Source organism: Winogradskyella immobilis (assembly GCF_021887715.1).
In the GTDB taxonomy this organism is placed as follows: domain Bacteria; phylum Bacteroidota; class Bacteroidia; order Flavobacteriales; family Flavobacteriaceae; genus Winogradskyella; species Winogradskyella immobilis.
Genome location: NZ_JAIQXX010000008.1, coordinates 61,462 through 80,140 on the forward strand (window position 1 = coordinate 61,462; position 18,679 = coordinate 80,140).

At 31.0% G+C, this 18,679-nt stretch carries 24 protein-coding genes; 5 read left to right on the top strand and 19 right to left on the bottom strand.

Annotated elements, in window-relative coordinates; translation table 11 throughout:
- Positions 1-111: 111 nt before the first annotated feature.
- From K8Z87_RS07790 to K8Z87_RS07815, 6 genes are all read right to left on the bottom strand, one after another.
- Entirely contained in the window at positions 112-837 is a 726-nt protein-coding gene (locus tag K8Z87_RS07790; protein ID WP_227476932.1) for a DUF6090 family protein, read from the bottom strand.
- 129 nt (positions 838-966) lie between these two features.
- On the bottom strand, positions 967-1,332 hold the full coding sequence (locus K8Z87_RS07795; RefSeq protein WP_227476933.1) for an endonuclease domain-containing protein: 366 nt from the start codon (positions 1,330-1,332) through the stop codon (positions 967-969).
- A 21-nt stretch (positions 1,333-1,353) separates the two neighbouring features.
- Complete coding sequence (locus K8Z87_RS07800; RefSeq protein ID WP_227476934.1) at positions 1,354-1,857, bottom strand: hypothetical protein; 504 nt, start codon at positions 1,855-1,857, stop codon at positions 1,354-1,356.
- A gap of 55 nt (positions 1,858-1,912) precedes the next feature.
- Positions 1,913-2,659, bottom strand: a complete 747-nt coding sequence (locus K8Z87_RS07805; protein ID WP_227476935.1) for a DJ-1/PfpI family protein — start codon at positions 2,657-2,659, stop codon at positions 1,913-1,915.
- Positions 2,660-2,774: 115 nt separating this feature from the next.
- Positions 2,775-3,152: a VOC family protein gene (locus K8Z87_RS07810; protein WP_227476936.1), complete on the bottom strand. Its 378-nt coding sequence runs from the start codon at positions 3,150-3,152 to the stop codon at positions 2,775-2,777.
- Positions 3,153-3,165: 13 nt separating this feature from the next.
- Positions 3,166-4,362: an MDR family MFS transporter gene (locus tag K8Z87_RS07815; protein ID WP_227476937.1), complete on the bottom strand. Its 1,197-nt coding sequence runs from the start codon at positions 4,360-4,362 to the stop codon at positions 3,166-3,168.
- Between the two features lie 231 nt (positions 4,363-4,593).
- Here K8Z87_RS07815 and K8Z87_RS07820 point away from each other — a divergent pair, with 231 nt between their 5' ends.
- Positions 4,594-5,196 carry a DUF1684 domain-containing protein gene (locus tag K8Z87_RS07820; RefSeq protein WP_227476938.1) on the top strand — a complete coding sequence of 201 codons (603 nt, stop codon included), beginning with the start codon at positions 4,594-4,596 and terminating at the stop codon, positions 5,194-5,196.
- Between the two features lies 1 nt (position 5,197).
- On the opposite strand, the gene crcB is transcribed toward K8Z87_RS07820, so the two are convergent.
- The 7 genes from crcB to K8Z87_RS07855 form a co-directional block, all read right to left on the bottom strand.
- Entirely contained in the window at positions 5,198-5,563 is a 366-nt protein-coding gene (gene crcB / locus K8Z87_RS07825; RefSeq protein WP_227476939.1) for a fluoride efflux transporter CrcB, read from the bottom strand.
- 4 nt (positions 5,564-5,567) lie between these two features.
- Positions 5,568-6,587, bottom strand: a complete 1,020-nt coding sequence (locus tag K8Z87_RS07830) for an SRPBCC family protein (protein WP_227476940.1) — start codon at positions 6,585-6,587, stop codon at positions 5,568-5,570.
- A gap of 98 nt (positions 6,588-6,685) precedes the next feature.
- Positions 6,686-7,072 (bottom strand): LuxR C-terminal-related transcriptional regulator, encoded by a 387-nt coding sequence (locus K8Z87_RS07835; protein ID WP_227476941.1) that lies wholly within the window; start codon positions 7,070-7,072, stop codon positions 6,686-6,688.
- 210 nt (positions 7,073-7,282) lie between these two features.
- The gene (locus tag K8Z87_RS07840; protein WP_227476942.1) at positions 7,283-7,903 is read right to left on the bottom strand and encodes a response regulator transcription factor; all 621 of its coding nucleotides are present in this window, start codon (positions 7,901-7,903) and stop codon (positions 7,283-7,285) included.
- Positions 7,900-9,684 (bottom strand): sensor histidine kinase, encoded by a 1,785-nt coding sequence (locus K8Z87_RS07845; protein WP_227476943.1) that lies wholly within the window; start codon positions 9,682-9,684, stop codon positions 7,900-7,902. The genes K8Z87_RS07840 and K8Z87_RS07845 overlap by 4 nt, the downstream gene beginning before the upstream one ends.
- A gap of 40 nt (positions 9,685-9,724) precedes the next feature.
- Positions 9,725-10,168, bottom strand: coding sequence for a hypothetical protein (locus K8Z87_RS07850; RefSeq protein WP_227476944.1), 444 nt, complete (start codon positions 10,166-10,168; stop codon positions 9,725-9,727).
- Between the two features lie 310 nt (positions 10,169-10,478).
- The gene (locus K8Z87_RS07855) at positions 10,479-10,664 is read right to left on the bottom strand and encodes a hypothetical protein (RefSeq protein ID WP_227476945.1); all 186 of its coding nucleotides are present in this window, start codon (positions 10,662-10,664) and stop codon (positions 10,479-10,481) included.
- 52 nt (positions 10,665-10,716) lie between these two features.
- On the opposite strand from K8Z87_RS07855, the gene K8Z87_RS07860 reads away from it, so the two are divergent.
- Positions 10,717-11,103: a nucleoside triphosphate pyrophosphohydrolase family protein gene (locus K8Z87_RS07860; RefSeq protein ID WP_227476946.1), complete on the top strand. Its 387-nt coding sequence runs from the start codon at positions 10,717-10,719 to the stop codon at positions 11,101-11,103.
- Positions 11,104-11,282: 179 nt separating this feature from the next.
- Here K8Z87_RS07860 and K8Z87_RS07865 read toward each other — a convergent pair whose 3' ends face one another.
- Positions 11,283-12,353 (bottom strand): branched-chain amino acid aminotransferase, encoded by a 1,071-nt coding sequence (locus tag K8Z87_RS07865; RefSeq protein ID WP_227476947.1) that lies wholly within the window; start codon positions 12,351-12,353, stop codon positions 11,283-11,285.
- Positions 12,354-12,489: 136 nt separating this feature from the next.
- Between K8Z87_RS07865 and K8Z87_RS07870 the strand changes: the two genes are divergently transcribed.
- The 3 genes from K8Z87_RS07870 (at position 12,490) to K8Z87_RS07880 (ending at position 14,878) form a co-directional block, all read left to right on the top strand.
- On the top strand, positions 12,490-13,023 hold the full coding sequence (locus K8Z87_RS07870) for a DUF4920 domain-containing protein (RefSeq protein ID WP_227476948.1): 534 nt from the start codon (positions 12,490-12,492) through the stop codon (positions 13,021-13,023).
- Positions 13,023-13,715, top strand: a complete 693-nt coding sequence (mnmD, locus tag K8Z87_RS07875; RefSeq protein WP_227476949.1) for a tRNA (5-methylaminomethyl-2-thiouridine)(34)-methyltransferase MnmD — start codon at positions 13,023-13,025, stop codon at positions 13,713-13,715. Before K8Z87_RS07870 ends, mnmD begins: the two co-directional genes overlap by 1 nt.
- A 257-nt stretch (positions 13,716-13,972) precedes the next feature.
- On the top strand, positions 13,973-14,878 hold the full coding sequence (locus K8Z87_RS07880; RefSeq protein WP_227476950.1) for a TIGR01777 family oxidoreductase: 906 nt from the start codon (positions 13,973-13,975) through the stop codon (positions 14,876-14,878).
- On the opposite strand, the gene rlmF is transcribed toward K8Z87_RS07880, so the two are convergent.
- The 5 genes from rlmF to K8Z87_RS07905 all read right to left on the bottom strand — a co-directional run bounded on the left by rlmF (position 14,879) and on the right by K8Z87_RS07905 (position 18,675).
- Positions 14,879-15,817, bottom strand: coding sequence for a 23S rRNA (adenine(1618)-N(6))-methyltransferase RlmF (rlmF, locus tag K8Z87_RS07885; RefSeq protein WP_227476951.1), 939 nt, complete (start codon positions 15,815-15,817; stop codon positions 14,879-14,881). It lies immediately after the preceding gene.
- A gap of 74 nt (positions 15,818-15,891) precedes the next feature.
- The gene (locus tag K8Z87_RS07890) at positions 15,892-16,605 is read right to left on the bottom strand and encodes a DUF4369 domain-containing protein (RefSeq protein ID WP_227476952.1); all 714 of its coding nucleotides are present in this window, start codon (positions 16,603-16,605) and stop codon (positions 15,892-15,894) included.
- 52 nt (positions 16,606-16,657) lie between these two features.
- On the bottom strand, positions 16,658-17,923 hold the full coding sequence (locus tag K8Z87_RS07895; RefSeq protein WP_227476953.1) for a DUF819 family protein: 1,266 nt from the start codon (positions 17,921-17,923) through the stop codon (positions 16,658-16,660).
- Between the two features lie 63 nt (positions 17,924-17,986).
- Positions 17,987-18,154, bottom strand: a complete 168-nt coding sequence (locus K8Z87_RS07900; RefSeq protein ID WP_227476954.1) for a type II toxin-antitoxin system antitoxin — start codon at positions 18,152-18,154, stop codon at positions 17,987-17,989.
- Between the two features lie 5 nt (positions 18,155-18,159).
- Entirely contained in the window at positions 18,160-18,675 is a 516-nt protein-coding gene (locus K8Z87_RS07905; protein ID WP_227476955.1) for a DUF1648 domain-containing protein, read from the bottom strand.
- Positions 18,676-18,679 lie beyond the last annotated feature (4 nt).

An 18,679-nucleotide genomic window follows, 5' to 3' on the forward strand; every position in this document is an offset into this window, starting at 1 on the left:
ATGTTGTCCCGATGGCTGTCGAGATTATTTCAACATCTTAGCTTGTTTGTGATTAGATTCTGAAATACAGAAGAAAATTCAGCACAAGTAAGTTCAGAATGACAAAAGAATTTAATCATTTTTTAATTCTTTATCTATCAATTCTTGTATTTCAATAATTTCTTTTTCTATTTGTTTGTACAATGCTATCAATTCGTGTTTTAAAAATATCTCAAATTTTAAAACTTCTAGGAAGCTATTATTCGTGTAGAGTTCTTCTAAATTATAAGGTGCAGCGTCTACCAAAACACTTTTAGATTTGAGTGCTTTAAACAACATTGGTCTGAATTGACCCAATAAAAATTCATTAGAGATGCGGTTATTCAAACCATCTAAATAATCATATCTAGCAGTATATAAATTTGTAATTTTTCGTCTTAACTCATCATTTGAAATAAGATTAACTCCAAAGGTTTTTAGATTTTCGTATGCAGAACTATTTTTTACGAGAACTGTGCCATTTGAAAGTTGACCATAATGAGGTCTTAACGAATCGTGAAATGGTAATTTGTTTTCTAATTGAGTTAAAACAATCTCGTTAGATCTAAGCGTTTTTGTATCAGCATCAATATTTGAACGAATATCACTTAAGTCAAGAGCAAGATTTTCTTTCATTTCAAGAAGTAAACTGCGTTCTAATTGTTTTTGCTGTTTATGTTCATTGTTGTTATTAATTTGAAGTGCGATTAAAATGCCAATGACCACCAAAATGATCTCACCTATGGCATATAATAGGTACTTTGAAAATTTATTTTCTTTAATCATCGTTTGACGTATTTTTCTGAAAAACTTGATCATTAATTTAATCGTTTTAACTTGTTGGATATAAATGTAATAAAATTTGAAAAACACCCCTAAAGTCCCCTCAAGGGGACATTATAAAGAAACGTATTAGGATCCTGTCCCCTTGAGGGGACTTTAGGGGTGTCAATTTAAAAGCGCTTTAACTTTTTCTTCAATCACTAATAGCACACTAAACATGTTTGTCTTGACTTCTTCATTTGAAAAGCGTAAAAATTGAACGCCATATGCTTCAATTTCGCCTTGTCGTTTTGCATCATATATAAAACTATGATCATGACTTTTTCCGTCAATTTCTATAGCCAAACCAATTTCATGACAATAAAAATCAACTATATAATTTAACATTGGAACTTGTCTGTGAAACTGAACTTCAAGTGCTCTTTTCTTAAGATTTTGCCACAATAAGACTTCAGTTAAAGTACTATTTTTTCTTAGTTGCCGAGCTAATAACTTTAATTCTGGGTTATATGGGATAATTTTGTTTCTCATTCATCATTGGTTGATGATTAATTATTCTATATCATAAAAAGGGTTTTGAAAAGGTCGGTCATCATCAGGATCTTTGTCATCATAGTTTATTCCTGGTGGATTGAATAAACCCCATCGATCAATGCTATAGTTCCAGCAATCAAAGGTTTTTACCCATTCGGAAAAGAGTATTCTGAACTCATCAACTTCATTTCTGAGCAGATCTAAATATTCAATGTCTTTAAAACCATGCATTTGTATATCTCGAGCATCGGTAATCAATTCTCGAGCAGCTTTATGAATAATGGCTGCATTTTCCATTTTTATGTCATACAACATATCTTCGTCTGCTACTCCAGCGATTTTTGCAGGAATGATTAATGAATTTTCTCTTAAATAATTTAGATTATGCTTAATCATTTCTTTTTCAATCTCATGTTCAGGTTGAATTTCTGTATTTTCAACTACCTTAACAATATGATCTACTAGCTTTTGAAGCTCCATGGCTTTTTTAAATATGGGAAGTTTTTTCCATTTTTCTTTCATGATAAGCTATTATCGATATAGACCTACAAGGTTTTTGAAACCTTGCAGGTCGTTTTTATTCTATTACTAAATGTGGCACCTCTTCTAAATCCCAGTCAATGACCAAACCACCAGCAAGAGAACGTGCAATTTCTTTACCGTATAAATGTTCTGCTAAATATAAAGCAGCTTCAAAACTTTTGGCACCTCCGGCAGAGGTAATGTATTTCCCGTCGTGAACGAAAAGAACTTCTTTTCGAATATCTAGATCAGGAAACATGTCTCGCATTTTATCAATGTCACTAGGGAATGTTGTTGATACTGAATTGTCTAGTAACCCTGCTTTTGCTAATACAAAAGCACCGTCGCAATGCGAAGTTATAAATAGCGCTTCCTTATCCACTTCTTTTACAAAGTTTATCATCGCTTCATCATCGAGATCGGTATCTAAATGATGTTCTGCACTAGGAACCACTAAGATGTCAATTTTAGGCAACTTGTCTTGTAAATAATTAAAATCAGGAAGCAAACGTATGCCTTCAAAGGTGGTAATTGACTCGTCCGTATTAGCAACTGTAAAGACATTCATTGCTTTTATACTATCTCTAAAAATAGTATGTTGAAAAATATCATAAGGCGCAGTGAGTTCAGTATTGTAAACACCTTCCATAATTAAAAACGCTACGTTGTAACGGTTGGGTTCTAGTTTTATATCCTGAACTTGATTTAGGGTCTTTTTATCACTTTGAATATTTTTCTTTTCTTCCGAAGAATTACAGCTAAATATAAGTACTACTAATACAGCATATATTAATCTATTCATTTAAAATATATTTTCATTTCCCTGTTAACGGAAACCTTATAAATTAAAATTTTAATTACCCGAAATAAGTTTTGCATCTCGACTGCGCTCGATATGACTGCTCAACCTAACATCATTAATTAATTCTCCAAGGCGGATTTTTTCGATTTTCTCCTGCATTGTAAATAATAATTTTATTGCCATCAGGATCATATAAATGTGCTTCGCGCCATAACCATGGTTTATCTTCAGGCTCTTGTGTAAATATAATGTCTTTTTCTTGAAGTTGTTTTACAAGCGCGTCCAAGTTATTGTCTTCAAAATAGATGTTGATGCCTTCACCTTTTGGTAAGGCATCAACACGATGAATTGAAAACGTAGAATCACCAGATGCAGATTCAAATCTTACATAGCGCGGTAAAGCTTCTACAATAAGATTAAAACCCATTTGCTTGTAAAAAGCAGTTGCTTTTTCAACATCAATTGATGGAAGTGTTATTTGATTTAAGTTCATTATAAATTTTGTTTTACGCGTTTTGCAACCAGTATGATAGTATAATTCCTAATAAACCATAACCAGCAGTAAATAACCAATTAACTTGGTAGCCATAATTATAAATAAGACTAAGACTAATTTTAGGACTAAAAATATGGGCTATTGAAAACGATATAGTATACATTGCCATATAGCTTCCTTCTAAACCTTCTTTAGCACGTGATAATACAAATTTATTAGTATAAGGGAAACCTAACATTTCACTAAATGTTAATAATACCATGCTAATAAATAGAATACCAATCCAAAAATTTTGATAAAGCACTAAATAACTTATACATAATAAAGCACATGAAATAAGTATAAATTTAGTTACTGGAATAGCTCGTTTCTCGAGGTAATTAAGCAGAGGCATTTCAAAAACAACTATAATTAATATATTAACTAACATTAGCATACCAATTTTAAATTCATTGAGTTGAAAGATCTCATTATAGTATAGCGGTAATGCAGAGATTAATTGAAAAAAGGCCATTCCAAAAAGAAAACATATTAGAGAATGAATCCAAAATGAGACATCTTTATATGCGCTGTTTTTGTTAAGTTTTTTATATTCTTTTCTTTTTTCAAGGGTCTTTTCTAAAGGCTCTTTTACTAAAAAATAAAATAATATTATAGCAGTAATACATGTAATTCCATCTATCCAAAATAGAATATTGTAACCTTTTGTAACAATGATTAAACCAGCAAGCGTTGGTCCAATACCCATTCCTGCATTTATAGCAAGTCTAAGCAAGCCTATAGATCTAGTCGTATTTTCGGGTTTGCTATATGCTTTTACGGCTACAAAAATTGCAGGTCTAAAACTATCTGCAACAGACATTGTTAATAATATACCTAAACATAATCCCCAAAAAGTGTCAATGTATTGCAATCCAATAAAGCATAAACCTGTTACAAACAGACTTAAGACCATTACTTTATAAAAACCAAAAACATCAGTAAGTTTTCCGCCTAACCAAGATCCAATAACAGATCCAATACCAAAACAAGCTAAAATCCAGCTAATATCATCTTCATTGTAACCTAAATCTTTTTTTAGATATAATGAAAGAAAAGGAATTACCATGGTTCCGGCTCTATTAATTAAGCTTATTAGAGAGAGATACCAAATCTCAGTAGATAATCCTTTAAAAGATTCAATGTAGTTTGAGTAAAGTTTTTTCATGATTAATAATTGTTATAAAATAAAAAATCCGGCAATTTTGCCGGATCTTTTATATTGAAATATGTTATAGTTATATCATCATAATATATAAGTTGTCCGGCTCTTTCTAAGTAAAGAGGTACATTGTTGCTTATAAATTGTGACGATATGACGCATTGATTTTTTGTTTTACACTTCAAAACTACAATAATTTTTAAGAAGTTGTATTTTTGAGTTATAAAAAATGATATTATGCAGCGAATAGCACTTTTAGCTTTAATGTGTTTGCAACTTAGCTGTTCTCAAAACAAAAGAATTGTTCAAGGAGAAACTGAATGGCAACGAAAGATGAATGCAGAATTTAAAGATGCTTCTAAATCACCATTGAAAAACAAAGATTTAAAGACATTTGAAGGTCTAGATTTTTTTAAGTTCGATTCAGCATATGTAGTTACAGCAAAGTTAATTCGTACTCCAGATGCGCAGCCATTTAAAATGAAAACAACGACAAGTCGATTGGCTAATTATAGGCAATATGGGATAATGACTTTTGAAATGAATGGAGCAGCACATGAATTGAAGATCTACCAGAACATTGATATTTTAGATGATCCAGAATATGTTGATTATTTATTTATTCCGTATTTAGATGACACTAATGGAGATACTAGCTATGGAGGTGGACGTTATGTAGAAGGAAGAATTCCAGAGGGAGATACTATAATCATTGATTTTAATACAACATATAACCCTTATTGCGTTTATAACGAGGGATTTTCTTGCCCAATAGTACCTCGCGAAAATTATCTAGCTACTAAAGTAGAAGCAGGTATGAAAAATTATAAAAAGCATTAGACTATTTAGATAAGTACAAGCCTAAAAAAACAGCTAAAAAGCCTATAATAAAACTAGCAATTGTATAAAATGCAAAACTGGTAAAATCACCAGTTTTTAAAAATACATGGTTTTCATAAGCAAACGTTGAAAATGTGGTAAATCCGCCACAAAACCCTGTAGCTAACAACAAAGTTTGATTAGAAGTTAATGTGTCGTTTTTTGCTGCAAACCCAAGTATAAGACCAATAAGTAAACTGCCCAAAATATTAGCTGCAAACGTACCATACGGAATTCCATTTTCAGTATTATTTAGCCATTTGCCAATACCATAACGTAAAACACTACCAAAACCACCGCCAATAAATACTAATACGAGTTGTTTCATGTGTTTATTTAATTGGAATGTAGATTTCTGTAATCCAATCGGCAGGGTTTGGATAATTATCTGGGTCAGTAATATAAATTTCAAAAGGTTTTACATCGGTCTGTTCAATGTTATTGTCTGCTATATATTTCATTACTTGCGCCCAGGCTTCACTTAGATAAGTGTAGTTGCCTTTTAAAGTTGCTTTTAAAACTTTAATTTTTGGTATAAACCCAGATATAATATTGCTATCATCTGTAATAGTAATTTTACTTGCTACAGGTATAGCTTGGCTCATAATTACATTTCCATCTTCTAAATCCATATTTTCATAGATGGTAAAAGGCATACCATTAGGAGTAATATTATTTTTAATGGTATAAGCTATGATTTGGCCAAACTGTTGACCCATTGTACTACTAATGTTAGAGTTATTCGCTGAGGTTGTTTTGTATAGATAAAAACCACCTCCATATTCTGTTACGCCATTTTGAGTAATGGAATATTGTTTAGTGCTTTCTACGACGATACTATCCAATTTTTCTAAGCCACGCTCAAAATCTGGACCTATCATTTGTTCAAATCCACCAGAAAATAATGCTGAAGCTTTAAAAATAAAAGGGACTTTGTCACTATTCATTTTCCAAGTCACTTTAGTAGCATTGTTTTCGGTAGTTTCAAAATTCCATTGGATATTTGAAGGCTCAAAATCATCAAATTGCAATTCTTGTTCTATTGAAGTATTTGGAGTTATAGATAAGGTTTTCATAGTGCCAGATCCATTACTATCTACCCAACTGTAGGAACCACCAATACCTTTCGTTTTCTCAGGGAGCGTAATTATGGTTTCTGGATCTTTTTCAACCCAAACCGACCAGGCTTCCCAATTTTTAAAATCGATAACATTATTATAAACAACAGCATTTGGAGCTTTTATAACTCTGCTTCGTGAGACTTCAAAAGAATTGGGTTGAACTGCAATATAAATTGAAAAACCAATGCCTGCTATAAGAAGAAGGAATATGATATATTTTAAGGTTTTCATCTTAAAATTGATTTAATAGTCAATCAAAGATAGGGATTTTAAAATTTTATAATTACTAGAAAGCAACTCTAATATAGAAATTAGTTTTTCTTTGCTTCTTAATAATTGTCTTCAAGTATATTAAAAATTATAGCAAATACAATTAGTTTTTCTTTGCCATCTAATTTTAGTTTTTTTCTAATATTCTTTCGATGTGTTTCTACTGTTGAGACACTTAGGTTAAACTTGTGCGCTATTCCACTGCTTTGAATACCTTGCCCTATTAATTTTAAAACTTGTAACTCTCTTTTGGTAAGATGACCTTCATTCTTTAAAGCATTGGTTTTTAATGTTTCTAAAGATTGTATAATACTATGTAATATATGTTGCTGTTCTGAAATGGTTTTTAAACTTTTTAAAACAGAAATTAATTCAGAATAATTAAGTGATTTATAGTCTTGTTTTATTAACGTAATGGTTTCTAGAAGCCGGAGTTCACTCGTCATAATTTGTTTTGTTTTCTAACAGCAATCTATATAATAGGTGAAGACGAAAAAATCCCCAGAACTGGGGATTTTTGAGATAGCTAATAGGGTTAATACACCTTATAGATTAATAGCAAAATCATTAACTATCTATGAATAGACTTATTTTTAAATAGATGTATAAATTTACAAAAGCTAAAAAAGGAAACAAATACCCAATAGCAGGTATATTTAAAATCTATATTTCTTTTCTAAAGCATAACGTAGTAATTCGCCTTTTCCTTGTAAGCCTAGTATACGTACCATATTTTTACGATGTGTATCTACAGTATGAATACCAATAAATAACTCGTCGGCAATTTCGCGAGATGTTTTACCTTGGGCAATAAGTGCTAAAATTTCAATTTGCCGTTTGGTTAAGATGCCTTTATTTTTTTTATTAGAATTATTCTCAGTATTCGTTTTAATATTAGCATCAAAATACGTGTTGCCATTATAAATAGCACGTACAGCTTTTAAAACTTCTTCTAAAGCAGAATTTTTTAAAATATAGCCTGAAGCTCCAGCATCTAACATTTGATTTACAGCTTCAGATTGATCAAACATAGAAAAGGCTAATATTTTGGTGTGCGGAAACTCTTTTTTCATCAATTTTGTTGCAGCGATACCGTCCATTTTTGGCATTCTAATATCTGTAATAACAACATTAGGTTGTTTTAAACGTACAAGTTTCAACAATGCTTCACCATCATTGGCAGTTCCTATAATTTCAATATCATCTTCGTATTTTAAAAGCAACTGTATACCGTCAATTAAAGATTGATGATCTTCTGCTATGGCTAATCGTATCATAATGGAATATCAATAATTATGGTTGTTCCTTTGTATATTTCAGATTCTATGGTCATTTTACCATTTAAATGTTCTACACGTTTATCAATACTGCTAATGCCCATACCTTTACTGGTTTTTGTAATTTGGTTAGGATTAAAACCAATACCATTATCTTCGACCATAATGTTTAAACTATCATCATGATTTGTAATATGTATGTTAGTTTCTGTAGCTTGAGCGTGCTTAATAGTATTGGCAGTAAGCTCTTGTATAATTCTAAAAATTGTTAACTCTAAACTGTTTTCTAAACGATTTTCCAAGCCGTGATCAATGACTTCAATTTCTAACCTGTTAGCTACAGACACTTTATTGGCCATTTCTTTAACAGCTTTTAGTAAGCCTTGTTTGGCAATAACACCAGAGTTTTTTGCATGAGATACACTACGTATTTTTTGGTATGCTTCGTCGAGAAGCGTATTGGTTTTGTCATAGAGTTCCGTAGAACCGTTTTCTTTTAGAGCATTAAAATGCCATTTTACAGTAGTCATCAAGCCACCTAAATCGTCATGTAAATCATTAGCAATGCGTTGACGTTCTTTTTCTTGGCCTTCAATCATAGCATCAATAGCATTGAGCTCTTGTTCTTTTAAAACCGTAGTTAATTTTTGCGTTTCAATTTCTTTCTCTTGCTCTGCTAATTTTTGCTTGCGCTTGGTGCTTTTAAAGAGTAAAAATGCGATGATACTACCTAGAGCTAAGCTGCTAGCTAAACCAATTGCTATATTTTGATTTCTTTTTCTTTTACTTTCAAGAATTAGATTCTCTTTTTCTTTTTTTGCAGTCTTATACTTTGTATTTATTTCGTTAACTTTATTGGCTTTATCATATTCATTAAGAGTATCTAAATATTTATTTTGTTCTATGATATAATCATAAGCTTTTTTGTAATCTTTTTTTAGATAATAATTCGTAGCTAATAGCCCTCGAATCTTTACCTTCTCTAAATATTTATAGTTAGGAATATTTATTTTTGAAGCTTCTTCAAAATAAGATTGAGCAATATCTAATTCTCCTTTACCTTGATACATTAAGCCAATATTAGCATTAACTCCATAAAGTTCATTAACAAATAATGTATATGGTTTCTTTTCAAAAATTCTTTTGGCTTTAAATTGATGCGTTAATGCAGAATCAAGTTCATTGATATAATATTGATAGAATAAACCTATGAGTTGATTAAATTTACCTTGGAGATATTTATTTGAAGCTTTATGAGCTAATTTCAACCCATCTTTTAATTCATTAATAGTGGCTATTCTAGTAATAGTAGTTTGGTGATTATAATAATAGAAAATATAATTAGCTTTTTCATTATTGTCGTATAAAAAATTCTTATAAATTTTAAGATAAGTTGGGTATACCTCAACAGCTCTTCTGCTTTTATATAACTGTAACATTATTTTTCTACAAGATTCTGTAATTAATAATGTGTCATTTTTTTCTTCAGATGATTTTAAAGCTTCTACATAATAATTAAAAGATAAAGAATCGTTTGTGTTTTTTTTAAAGAGGTAATAATCGCCTTTTAGAAGATTGTTTAAAATTGAATTATCATTATCCTTTTTAGGAGCAGTTACTTCTCCCTTTTTTATAAGAAAAATTTGTTTCTGAATATAGTTTTTCTCCTCTTCATTTAATCGTGGATTTGTTTTATAATTATTGACACTATCAAGATTAGAAATCTTGAGCTTTTCTATATAATAATTAAACTCTTGAGCATACATGTAATTAATGCTCAAGAGTATGATGTAAAATATTAGATGTTTTTTAGATTTCAATTTATACAATGTAAAACTTACATATCCCAGGCCCATGAGTAGATAGGATTTTAATATCTGCAATAGGAATATCACCAGGTTCTTCAATGTGAACATTTATTATGTGCTCAGCTAATGGTGATCCTTCAGAAGATTTACGAATAAAGACATTGTCTTTACAGTCTCTTTCATCAGATATATCATGGTCACCTGGAGGTAAATCTACATTAAGTTGATATTTATGAGTTTCTTGATTTACTATTATGGATGTTTTTATGTCCTTAATGGGTTGGTAATAAGAGTGTTCTCCTAGAACAATTAATCTTCTATAATGCGTAATATCAAATTTTTCGACACCGTTCTCTTCTCTAAAATTAGCAAACTTACATTCAATGCCATGATGATTTGTCATATCATAATGAATTAATTGATAATTTGGATTTTTTGAATCTACTACAAAATGCATAGGGTTTAAATTTTAATGGTTAATAACACAAATATGCAATTCCTAATAAAATAAAAACATACCCATTACTGGGTATATTCTACATATCATTTTTAAATTTAAAAAATATAAATGAGTTAGGAAGTATTTTTGGTCAAAAAACTGAGGTCATTAAAATGAGGTAAGGCTTTACTGTTCAGTTTTGTTTACACTAAATATTAATAGGTAAAAATTAAGTAACATTAAAACAGTTATAATATATATTAGAGTCATAACACTTTTGTATATAAAACAACTATAGATTAAAATCTCCTAGTTATATGCAGAGGATTTAAATAAAAATAAACTTCACGGCAGCAATCATACCTATAAAGCCAATAAAGGCTAGAAGTACCCACAATGTGCCTTTGTAATATTTTTTATGAAGATTAAGATCTTTGCGATATTGGTAGCCAATGATAATTGCAAAAGCAATAAAAAATAATATTCCAAAAATCAATTGACCAGTAGTAAACATCTTCTTATTTTTATGCAAATTTAATAATTAGTATACTAATAACGTTATAACCATGCAAGATAAAATTGACTCAGTAAAAGCATTTCATACCTCCTTTAAAATAGGTCATAGAGAAACACCAAAGGCTGATTTAGGAACTAACAAAAACACATTGCGTTTTAATTTAATGAAAGAAGAAAATGAAGAGTATTTTGAAGCAGCACAAAATAACGATTTGGTTGAGGTAGCCGATGCTTTAGGAGATATGTTATATATTCTTTGTGGTACTATTATAGAGCATGGTATGCAACACAAAATAGAAGAAGTTTTTGAAGAGATACAACGTAGTAATATGAGTAAACTTGGAGAAGATGGTCAACCTATATATAGAGAAGACGGTAAAGTATTAAAAGGGCCAAACTATTTTAAACCTAATATTAAGGCTATACTTGAGAAATAGAAAAGGGATAAGTTATAAAGCATAAGTAAAAAGAGGATTAGTAAAAAATTAATTTCACCTAACACCTAACACCTAACACCTAACACCTAACACCTAACACCTAACACCTAACATATTACACTGAGCTTGTCGAAGTGCCTAACTAATCTTATATCTAGTGGTAGAACTTATTGTAACACCTAACAAACTTTGTGTCTCCAACCATGTTTATCTTCCGATATGTTGTGTTGAATATTTAGAAGATGATCTTTAAATATAGAAGCATAAGAATCCTCAGAGCCTGAGATTTCAAAAACCTCTTCAGCATGACTAAATGCAGAAATCGGACTTACTACAGCAGCTGTTCCAGCTCCAAAAACTTCTTTAAGGCTACCATCTTTAGCTGCGGCTTTAATTTCTGAAACGCTGACGCGTCTTACTTCACAATCAATTCCTAAGTCTTCAGCAATTTGAATAATACTTTTGCGGGTTACTCCATCTAGAATACGATCGTTGTTTGGAGCTGTAATGAGTTTGTTGCCAATTCTAAAAAAGATATTCATAGTGCCAGCTTCTTCTAAATAATCATGGCTACTAGCATCAGTCCATATGATTTGTTGAAATCCTTTTTCTTGAGCTAATCGTGTAGGATAAAATTGTGCTGCATAATTACCTGCAGCTTTTGCATAACCTACACCACCATCTGCAGAACGACTATATTTTTCAGCAAATAAAACACGAACAGGATCAGTATAATACGCTTTAGCAGGTGAGCATATAATCATAAAAGAATATTCTTCAGCAGGCGAAGCAGCGATAGCAGGTTCTGTAGCAACTATAAAAGGTCTAAGGTATAATGAATTTCCTTTTCCTGGTTTAATCCATTCATTCTCAAGCGTTATAAGTGTTTCTAAACCATTAATAAAGTAGTTTTTAGGAAACTCAGGCATTGCTAACCGTGTGGCAGATTTATTAAGGCGCGCAAAGTTTTGATCGGGTCTAAACATAAATATTTTTCCATCATCATCTTTATAGGCTTTCATACCTTCAAAAATAGCTTGCCCATAATGTAACACTCGAGCAGAAGGCTCAAGAGTCATTGGCTGGTAAGGCATTATTTGTGGTTTTTGCCATTTTCCATCTTTATAATTACAAACCAGCATATGATCTGTAAATATGCGACCAAATTGCAGGTTGTTAAAGTCAACATCATTTATTTTTGATGAAGAAGCTTTTACTAAATCGATTTCGTTAGTTGGAATCATATTCATTTTTTTAGCTTATTTGGTTTTGCAAAAATACAAAATCTGAAGTGTTGCAAACCTTAATGTTACCTTAAAATTTGTAAATTTGAGGCTATTAACAACCCATTATACTATTAATAGTTTATTTATATATACATATAGAATGAAAAAAATAATACGGATAACCATAATCAGCATTTTTGTTTTTTCTTGTAATAATACTTCTAAAACAGTTGAAATAAATTCAGAAACAGAAAGTGTAGTGCAGTCAATTGATGAAAAATCTAATCAAAAATTGACGTATAATTCATTTGGGCTAAAAATAGATAGTAAAGATGTATTACCTGTAGAGAAGATGTTGTCAACATACAATACTTTAAAAATAGGAGACACTATTGCAACTAAAATGTCTGGCAAAATATCTGAAGTGTGTTCTAAAAAAGGCTGCTGGATGAAATTAGATATGGGTAACGAGCAAATTGTTAGAGTAACGTTTAAAGATTATGGCTTTTTTATGCCTTTAGATGCCTCAGGTAATGTTATTGTAAACGGAAAAGCTTTTGTTTCTGAAACTTCAGTGGAAGATTTAAAGCATTATGCAGAAGATGCAGGTAAATCTGTTGAAGAAATAGCTGCGATAATTTCACCTGAAAAGACATATAGTTTTATCGCTGATGGTGTTTTACTAGAAGAATAGTGAAACGAAAAATAATTACAACTTCGGATGGTTCTAAGACCATACATATTGAAGAATGGAATGAGCAATACCATTCAATACACGGAGCAATAAATGAAGCCAACCAAGTATTTATAAAAGAAGGTTTACTATACTATTATAATATAAATCAATCTTCTAAAAACCCAATCTCTATACTAGAGATAGGTTTTGGAACAGGATTAAATGCCTTTATAACATTAATTGAAGCGCAAAAATTACAATTAAAGATTAATTATACTGGAGTAGAAGCATACCCTGTTAGTATTTTAGAAATAGATGAACTTAATTATACGGAGTTAATATCTATTAATCATCAACAAGAATTTACAGATTTACATTCGTTACCTTGGAATGTGTCTCATAACGTTACCTCTACTTTTCAATTAGAAAAACAGCAAAAGTTTTTTGATAAGATTACAGATAAAAATAAGTTTAATATTATTTATTTTGATGCTTTTGGTGCAAGAGTTCAACCAGAATTATGGACAGAAGCTATCTTTAAACAGATGTTTGACGCTTTAATTTTAAATGGAATTTTAGTAACATATTCAGCAAAAGGAAGCGTAAGACGTGCTATGCAAGCTGTTGGTTTTACTGTAGAACGTCTTCCTGGTCCACCTGGCAAACGTGAAATGTTGAGAGCACAGAAAAGTGCTCTCAACATTCGGTGAAGCGAAGCGAGCCAAATGTTTTAGAAAAGTGCTCTCAACATTCGGTGAAGCGAAGCGAGCCAAATGTTTCAGAAAAGTGCTCTCAACATTCGGTGAAGCGAAGCGAGCCAAATGTTTCAGAAAAGTGCTCTCAACATTCGGTGAAGCGAAGCGAGCTAAATGTTTTAGGAGAAAGTGTATTTAATATTTATGTATATAAAAGTTAAATCCTAATTAAAATCAATTTAATCCCTTTAAGGCTTTAGTACCTTTACATCATGAAAGTTTTGATAACAGGTGCAACGGGATTAGTAGGTAAGGAAGTGGTAAAAGTATGCCATGATAAAGGTATAGATGTTCATTTTTTAACAACCTCTAAATCAAAACTAGCTTCGCAGGATAATTACAAAGGGTTTTATTGGAATCCAAATAAAGGAGAGATAGATACATCTTCTTTTAAAGGTGTTACTGTTATTATTAATTTAGTTGGAGCTTCAATATCTAAACGATGGACAGATGCCTATAAAAACGAAGTCTTAGAAAGTAGAACTAAAACAGCTGCATTTTTACTACAAACGATTAAGCCTCATAATTTTCCTATTAAACAAATTGTTTCTGCAAGTGCCATTGGTATATATCCTTCGTCATTAGTCAATTATTACGAAGAAGACATTATAGAATATTCAAATACTTTTTTAGGTAATGTTGTACAAGAATGGGAAACAGAAGTTGATACTTTTAATAGCTTAAATATTTCTGTGTGTAAGTTAAGAATAGGTCTTGTATTAGCTAAAAATGGCGGTGCTTTACCAAAGATTGTGCAGCCTATAAAATTTGGTACTGGAGCAGCTTTTGGTAACGGGAAGCAATGGCAAAGTTGGATCCATGTAAAGGACTTAGCTAATATGTTTGTATTTGCAGTTACAGAAGAGTTGGAAGGAGTTTTTAATGCTGTGGCTCCTAATCCTGTGAGTAATGCAGAGCTTACTAAAACTGCAGCTCGAGTATTGAAAAGGCCATTAATTTTGCCTAATATTCCAAAGTTTGCGATGAAGTTTTTGTTAGGAGAAATGCATATTCTCCTCTATGAAAGTCAACGCGTAAGTTCTGGTAAAATAGAAGGAGAAGGATTTCAGTTTGTGTATCATCATTTAGAGCCAGCACTTCAAAACCTTTTGAAATAGTTATTTATTTAACCATTCTCGTTGTTTAGAAGGAGATAAAAATGTCCAAGCTACAATACGACTTGTTTTTTGACCTTGACCCATTTCAATAGTTTTTACTTCAACAGCATCTACCTTTTTTAAGATGTTGTATATGCCTTTAAGGTTTGATTCTTTTGATACTAAAGTTGTAAACCAAAGACAATTTTCTTTATAATGTTTACTTTCATAAATCATGTCTTTTATAAAACGCGCTTCTCCGCCTTTACACCATAATTCATTATGTTGTCCACCAAAATTTAATTCAGCTTTACTAATGCGTTTTCCTTTTAAGTTTCTTTGCTTTCTAAAAGTAGCCTTCATTGCATCTTCAGCTGTTGCATGAAACGGTGGATTACACATCGAAAATGTTATACATTCATCTGGGTTAAGTATACCTTTAAAAATAAGTTTAGGGTTTTCTTGTAATCGTATATTTATATAATTTTTAAATCCAGGATTTTCATTAATTATGCTTCTGGCGATTTCTACAGCTTTTTCATCAATATCACTTCCTATAAAAGACCAATTGTAAATTTGATGACCTATAAGAGGATAAATACAATTAGCTCCTGCGCCTATGTCTAAACCTTTAATCTGTATGTTATTAGGGATTTCACGTAGTAAATCTGCCAGATAATGAATATAATCGGCACGTCCTGGAATGGGTGGACATAAATATTGATCAGGGATATCCCAATATTTAATATTATAATGATGCTTTAATAGCGCTTTATTTAATGCTTTGACAGCTTTAGGGTTAAAGAAATCTATAGATTCATCTCCGTATTTGTTTATTGCAACAAATTCATTTAATTCTGGGGATGATTTAATCAACTTAGCGAAATCATAACGATTTCTATGCTTACTTCTAGGGTGAAGTTTAGATTTTGTATTTTGATTTTTCTTCTGTGTAGACATTTTATGAATGTAATTATAAGGTTAGGTTGATGTCTACATATAATACAAGACTAATTTAAAGTAGCGTTATTTTATTAATTGGCTTTATATCTAACAATAGCACCTTCTAAAATCTTACCATAATAAGATTTTTTAATAGGATCAGTAAGATTATTGTAAATAGTATCTAAATATCTAATGGTCGTATTAGGAATTTCATATAAAGCCAAATATGGTGCTATTTCACTGTCTTTATGATTCAGTGCAAAGTTTATTGTTGCCGCATATTTTAGTTTTAATAAACGATTAGATTGTGCGATTAAAGAGTCTGAAACTTTAGAATTTTCTGATTTTTGTGCTAAGAAATTGGCTTTAATTAAATCTAAATTACGATTATTAAAATCGGACATAAGTTTTAGATAATCTTCTAATAATTCTTGTTGTTTTGAGCCTGTAATTTTAGCATCACTATTAAAATTTGCTAAAGAGGTATTAAGTTCCATAACTCCTTTATCTGCAAAAAATGGGATGTAATGTTCTTCACCATCATTTTGAAATAATTTTACATAGAGTAGTAGAGGTTCATCTATATCTGCGGATAATGTAAACTCTGGTTGCCCTTTTATAACCATAGAATCTAAATCTATGATATTACTAGAATCTCCATCTTTTTGGAGATATACTATTCCTTTTTTTAAATCTTTAATAGATCCTTTTAATGTGAAATTAGACGCTTTGGTTTCCTTTTGACAAGATGCTACAACAATTATAAGAATAAGAGCTGTAATACATTTATATGTTTTAATCATTTTGACTTCAAAAAATTATGAACGCAAATATCTTATATTATTTCAGTAAAAGCTAACCTGCTGCAGCTATTTTCATAAGCTCTGCACAAAGTATTGCTCCGTATGTGCCAACAACATATCCAAATACAGCTAAAAGCGCACCAACCGTTGCTAGTGATGGATGAAATGCAGCGGCCACAACAGGTGCTGAGGCTGCGCCACCAACATTGGCTTGACTACCTACAGCTAAGAAAAAATATGGGGCTTTTATAAGTTTAGCAACAAGTATAAGTAAGCCAGCGTGGATAAGCATCCAAACTAAACCAATAAGTATAAGACCTGGGTTTTCTAAAATTTTACCGAGATCCATTTTCATACCAATAGTAGCTACCAAAATATAGATAAATACACTTCCTATTTTACTAGCTCCGGCTCCTTCGTAATTTTTGGCTTTTGTAAATGAAAGTAATACACCGATAAGTGTAGCGATACTAATCAACCAAAAGAATCCACTTCCAAATGAAGACAATGCACTTTTAGGATCGCTTACCGCTTCAAAATTATCTTTTAAAAAGGTAGAAATATGCTCAGATCCAAAATGTGCAATACCAACAGCTCCAAAAGCAATAGCAAGGATAACTATAAAATCTGTTACTGAAGGAACTCGGGTTATTTTATCACTAAAAGTTTGTACTTTGTGTTGTAACTCATCAATAGCTGTGTTGTCTGCCTTTAGCCATTTATCAATCTTTTTACGTTTGCCAATACCTAATAATATAATAGCCATCCATAGATTAGCAACTACAATATCGACTAAAACCATACCTCCATAGAGCTCTTGGTTAAATTCATATATTTCTAGCATTGCAGCTTGGTTAGCGCCACCACCAATCCAGCTTCCTGCTAAAGTCGCTAAACCTCTCCATGTGGCATCAAAACCAACACCTCCAACAGTTTCTGGTGAAAATATAGAAATTAAAAGAATAGCAATTGGTCCGCCAATAATTATGCCTGCAGTTCCTGTAAAAAACATGACTAAAGCTTTCCAGCCTAAATTAAAAATAGCTTTTAAATCGATACTTAAAGTTAATAATACAAGAGATGCTGGTAAAAAATAACGGCTCGCTACATAATAAGTTTGCGAAATTTCATCTGATATTAATCCAATAGAATTAAAAACAGCCGGAATCATATAACACATTAATAATCCTGGTACTATTCTATAAAATTTATGCCAAAACCCTGTTTTTTTAGATTCGGTATAGAATACAAAACCTAATGCAAGCATTAAGAGTCCAAAAACGATAGCGTCATTTGTAATTAAAGGATGGTTTTCCATTAGATGTAATTTTATACTGCAAAATACAAAAATTACGTACTAAAAAAAGTGACCCTTATGGGATCACTCTTTGTTTTTTGATTTGGGATGCCTTTTATGTTCTTTAAGATATTGCATAAGCATCCATTCTATCTGACCGTTTGTGCTTCGAAATTCATCAGCAGCCCATTTTTCAACAGCTTTTAACATGTCTTCATTAATACGTAATGCAAAGGCTTTTTTCTTAGACATTGTTTCTAATGCTTTTCAGTTTTATTTAATTTTTTCTGATATATAAGTAATACTACAGGTAATAATATACTAAACCCTATTACTGTGAATAGAAATCCATTACCTAAGCTTGTACTTTCATTTTCGGCTACAGTAATAATATGATAGCTAATATATGCCAATAATAACATACATAACATATTGACAATTCTTAATACCCTAGTGCTAAATTGATAGTGTTTAAAAGCGTTGTGTTCAGTAATATTTACCATATAATTATATAAGTGTGGAAATCGATTTAAATAAAAAAGACCACCATACATAAGTGTAGCAAGACAAGGCATTAACCAGACAAATAGTTTAGAACTATAATTATCTAGTTGGCCAGAGCTATTAAAATGAGAGGCAATTGTATCTGGCAAATTGTTGTACTCTAAAATAACATGTAACCACATTAAAATAAGTAAAGTTATAGAAACTAGTTCTATAGCAATGTCTATGGTTTGTAGTGGAATTTTTATTTTAGGTCTATTATTATTCATTGTA